4 protein-coding genes are annotated in these 4,116 nt (G+C 77.1%); 2 read left to right on the plus strand and 2 right to left on the minus strand.

Annotated elements, in window-relative coordinates:
* Positions 1-198: 198 nt before the first annotated feature.
* On the minus strand, positions 199-1,053 hold the full coding sequence (locus tag ACFV0G_RS36330; RefSeq protein ID WP_380557142.1) for an AraC family transcriptional regulator: 855 nt from the start codon (positions 1,051-1,053) through the stop codon (positions 199-201).
* Between the two features lie 83 nt (positions 1,054-1,136).
* Between ACFV0G_RS36330 and ACFV0G_RS36335 the strand changes: the two genes are divergently transcribed.
* Complete coding sequence (locus tag ACFV0G_RS36335) at positions 1,137-2,912, plus strand: glycoside hydrolase family 35 protein (RefSeq protein ID WP_380557144.1); 1,776 nt, start codon at positions 1,137-1,139, stop codon at positions 2,910-2,912.
* 18 nt (positions 2,913-2,930) lie between these two features.
* On the opposite strand, the gene thpR is transcribed toward ACFV0G_RS36335, so the two are convergent.
* On the minus strand, positions 2,931-3,521 hold the full coding sequence (gene thpR / locus ACFV0G_RS36340) for an RNA 2',3'-cyclic phosphodiesterase (RefSeq protein WP_380557146.1): 591 nt from the start codon (positions 3,519-3,521) through the stop codon (positions 2,931-2,933).
* A gap of 70 nt (positions 3,522-3,591) precedes the next feature.
* Here thpR and ACFV0G_RS36345 point away from each other — a divergent pair, with 70 nt between their 5' ends.
* Positions 3,592-4,107 carry a GNAT family N-acetyltransferase gene (locus tag ACFV0G_RS36345; protein ID WP_380557148.1) on the plus strand — a complete coding sequence of 172 codons (516 nt, stop codon included), beginning with the start codon at positions 3,592-3,594 and terminating at the stop codon, positions 4,105-4,107.
* Positions 4,108-4,116: the final 9 nt, after the last annotated feature.

Here is a 4,116-nt window from a genome sequence, read left to right on the forward strand (position 1 = left end):
GGGCTGGTGTCGTCTGTCCGCGGCCGCGCGGCCCGCCGGGCCCCCCGCGCCGGGGGGGGCCCCTTTCGCCGTCCCGGGCCGGTGCGGCCCGGGAGGCGGTCACTTCTGCACGAGCGCGCCGACGACCACCACCACCAGCAGCAGCAACAGCGCGCCGGTCACGATCCGCATGCGAGTCTTCGGGTCCACGTCTCGAGGTTAGTCGGTCGCCCGCGCCGCCCCGGCACTGCCCCGGGGCGACCGCCGTCCGCGCTGCTCGCGCTCCCGGAAGACCGAGGGCGCGACGCCGACCCGGCGGGTGAACAGCCGGGTGAAGTACGCCGGGTCCGCGTAGCCGACCCGGCGGGCGACCGCGGCCACCGGCAGCTCCCCGGCGGCGAGCAGCAGCTTCGCCTCGCTGAGGCGGACCGCCAGCAGGTACTCCTTCGGCCCGCCCTCCCCCACCGCGCGGACGGCCCGGCGCAGCCCGGCCACGGTCAGCCCGGCCCGGCGGGCGTGCTCGGCCACCGGCAGCGGCAGGAAGGCGTCGCGGCGCAGCGCGTCCAGCACGGGGGCGCCGTGCGGGTCGAGGTCGGCCCGCTGCCGGTGCAGCTCGACCAGCAGCTCGTGCACCGCGGCGGCGGCCTCGGTGTCCACCAGCGGGCCGCCGCGGCGGCAGGCGGCGGCGATCCGGGCGAGGATCCGCTGGGCCCGGTCGGCGGTGATCAGCGGCACCACCTCCTCGTCCGGCAGCAGGCCGAGGCCGGTGTAGCCGGCCAGGGCCGGGCCGGTGAAGTCGACGAAGGACTCGGACCAGCCGTCGGCGTCCGGCGCGTAGTGGTGCGGCACCCCGGGGCGCAGCCACAGCACCGCGGGCGCCGCCACCGGGCTGCGGGAGCCGTCCGGGGCGGCGTACCAGCCGCGGCCGGAGGTGACCACGACCGCCACCCAGCGGTCCAGGGTGCGCGGGCCGACGACCGGCAGCCGGCCGCGCTGCATGCCGACGCCCAGGCAGGCGAGCCCGGTGGCCAGCTGCGCCGGCCCGGGTGTCAGGTAGTGCCACCACCGCTGCACGGCTCACCTCCGGGGACGACAGTCCAACACCTCGCGGGGGTTTGTCCATGGCCGGGGGCCGGGCCTTCTTGCAGGCTGGGGGCATGCTCACCTACGACTCCACCGGATTCCGGCTGGACGGCCGGCCGCTGCGGATCCTCTCCGGCGCCCTGCACCACTTCCGCACCCGCCCCGAGCAGTGGCCGGCCCGGCTGGCCTCGCTGCGCGCGATGGGGCTGAACACCGTCGAGACGTACACCGCCTGGAACGTGCACGAGCCGGCGCCCGGCCGGTACGAGCGGGAGGGCGAGCTCGGCGCCTTCCTGGACGAGGCCGCCCGCCAGGGCCTGTGGGCGATCGTCCGGCCCGGGCCGTACATCTGCGCCGAGTGGGACAACGGCGGGCTGCCGGGGTGGCTGACGGCCCGGACGGGCCGCCGGACGCGGACCTCGGATCCGGCGTACCTGGCCGCCGTCGACGCCTGGTTCGACCGCCTGCTGCCCGCGGTGGTGGAGCGTCAGGCCGACCTTGGCGGGCCGGTGCTGATGGTGCAGGTGGAGAACGAGTACGGCTCCTTCGGCAGCGACCGGGCGTACCTGGGCCACCTCGCCGACGGGCTGCGCCGGCGCGGTGTGACGGTGCCGCTGTTCACCTCGGACGGGCCGGAGGACCACATGCTGACCGGCGGCACCCTGCCCGGGGTGCCGGCCACCGTGAACTTCGGTTCCGACCCGGAGGCCGCGTTCGCCGCGCTGCGCCGCCACCGGCCCGGCGACCCGCTGTTCTGCATGGAGTTCTGGAACGGCTGGTTCGACCACTGGGGCCGGCCGCACCACACCCGGGACGCCGACGAGGCGGCCGGCGTCCTGCGCCGCATCCTCGCCGCGGGCGCCTCGGTCAACCTGTACATGGCGCACGGCGGCAGCAACTTCGGCACCGGCGCGGGGGCCAACCACGCCGACCCGCCGTTCAACTCGACCGACTGGACGCACTCCCCGTACCAGCCGGTGACCACCTCGTACGACTACGACGCGCCGCTGGACGAGCGGGGCGCGCCGACCGCCAAGTTCGAGGCGTTCCGCGCGGTGCTGGCAGAGTTCGCCGCCGCGCACCCGGACGAGGCGCGCTTCCGGGACGACCGGGAGCCGGCCCTGCCGGAGCTGCCGCCGGTGCTGGCCGCCGCCCCCGTGGAGCTCACCGAGTCCGCGGCGCTGCCGTTCGGGCCGGCGCTCGCCTCCCCGGTGCCGCCGTCCTTCGAGGAGCTGGGGCTGGAGCACGGGCTGGTCCGCTACACCGCGGACGTCCCCGGCCCGCGGCCCCTCCTGCCGCTGACGGTGGAGGGGCTGCGCGACCGGGCGGTCCTGCGGGTGGACGGCGAGCGGCGGGCGCAGTGGGAGCGCGGCGCGGAGGTCGAGCCGCCGGCCGTCCCGGGCGGGGTCCGGATCGAGCTGCTGGTGGAGTCGCTCGGCCGGGTCAACTACGGCCCGCTGGTGGGCGAGACCAAGGGGATCGGCGGGGTCCGGCACGAGCGGCAGTACCTGCACGGCTGGCTGGCCGAGCCGCTGGCCCTGGACCCGCTGCCCGCGGCGGAGTTCGGTCCGGATCCGGCCGGGGGCGCGGGGGACGGGGAGCGCCTGGTCCGCGGCGTGCTCGACCTGGAGGCCACCGGGGACGCCTTCCTCGCCGTGCCCGGCGGGGTCCGCGGCTACCTGTGGGTGAACGGCTTCTTGCTGGGCCGCTACGACGCCCGGGGCCCGCAGACCGCGCTGTACTGCCCGCAGCCGCTGCTGCACCCGGGCCGCAACGAGATCACCGTGCTGGAGCTCGGCGCGGCCCGCCCGCAGAAGGTGGAGCTGCGGGCCGCGCCCGGGCCGGGCTGAGCGAGGGTGCGGCCGCGCTCAGGCCTCCCAGCGGGCCAGCGGCCAGGCGGCGAGGGAGCGGTAGCGGGACGGGCCGTAGCCGGTCTCACTGTGCATCAGGTGGAAGTCGGCGGCCTCCCACTCCTGCCCGCGGAAGCCGTCGAGGGCGGCCGCGAGGTGCTGCAGGCCGGCGGCAGCGACCCGCTGCTCGGCCCGCCGGCGGCCACGGGCGGAGCCGGACCGGGCCAGCGTCAGATGCGGGTGGAAGCCGTGGGGGTCGGTCTCGACGCCGATCTCCGCGGCGGACTCCCGGACCGCCTCGGCGAGCCGGCGCAGTGCCCACACCTCGCCGTCCACGCCGGCCCACAGGGCGCGGTCGCCGAAGGTGCCGCCGCCGGCGATCCGCAGCCGGTGCGCGCCGTGCTCCTCGGCGACCCGGGCCAGCAGTGCCTCCAGGGCGGGGAGTTCGGTCACCGGGACCTCGCCGAGGAAGGCCAGGGTCAGGTGCCAGCCCGCCACCTCCGTCCAGCGCAGCCGCTCCGCGCCCGGCAGCTCCCGCAACGGGGCCGCGGCGTCGACCAGTTCCTGGATCGCCTCGCTCGGCGGGTTGACCGCCACAAAGAGCCTCATGGGCCCCATCTTCCCCGTCCGGGCCGCCGGGGCCTTCCATTTTCCCGAGGGCGCCGACCAGACTGTTCGTATGAAGATCCGTACCGGTGGCCCCGAGGACGCGGCCGACACCCTCGCCCTGCTCGACGCAGCCGTCGCCTGGCTGGCCGCCCGCGGCCGCACCGGCCAGTGGGGCGAGCAGCCCTGGACGGCCCGGCCGGCCGCCGTCGAACGGATCGGCCGGTACACCGCCGAGTACCTGGTGCGGGCGGCCGAGGACGGGCAGGGCCGTACGGTCGGCATCTGCGTGCTCGCCGAGACGGCGCCCGACTACGCCACCCCGGCGGCCGAGCGGGAGCTGTACCTGCGGCTGCTGGTCACCGACCGGGCGCGGTCCGGCCGCGGGATCGGTGCGGCGCTGGTCGCGGACGCGGTGGCCGAGACCCGGCGCCGCGGCATCGGGCTGCTGCGGGTGGACTGCTACGCCGGGGACGACCGGGCGCTGGTCGCCCAGTACGAGCGGCTCGGTTTCACGCCCACCGACGCGTTCACCGTGGATCTGCCGGCCGGGCCGTGGCCGGGCCAGATCCTGGCGATCCGGGTGTGACGGCGGGCC

This window comes from Kitasatospora sp. NPDC059571 (genome assembly GCF_042735675.1).
In the GTDB taxonomy this organism is placed as follows: Bacteria; Actinomycetota; Actinomycetes; order Streptomycetales; family Streptomycetaceae; genus Kitasatospora.

Coding starts and splice junctions, on each gene's coding strand:
- ACFV0G_RS36345 (WP_380557148.1), top strand. CDS start 3,592: ATGAAGATCCGTACCGGTGGCCCCGAGGACGCGGCCGACACCCTCGCC.
- ACFV0G_RS36335 (WP_380557144.1), top strand. CDS start 1,137: ATGCTCACCTACGACTCCACCGGATTCCGGCTGGACGGCCGGCCGCTG.
- thpR (WP_380557146.1), bottom strand. CDS start 3,521: ATGAGGCTCTTTGTGGCGGTCAACCCGCCGAGCGAGGCGATCCAGGAA.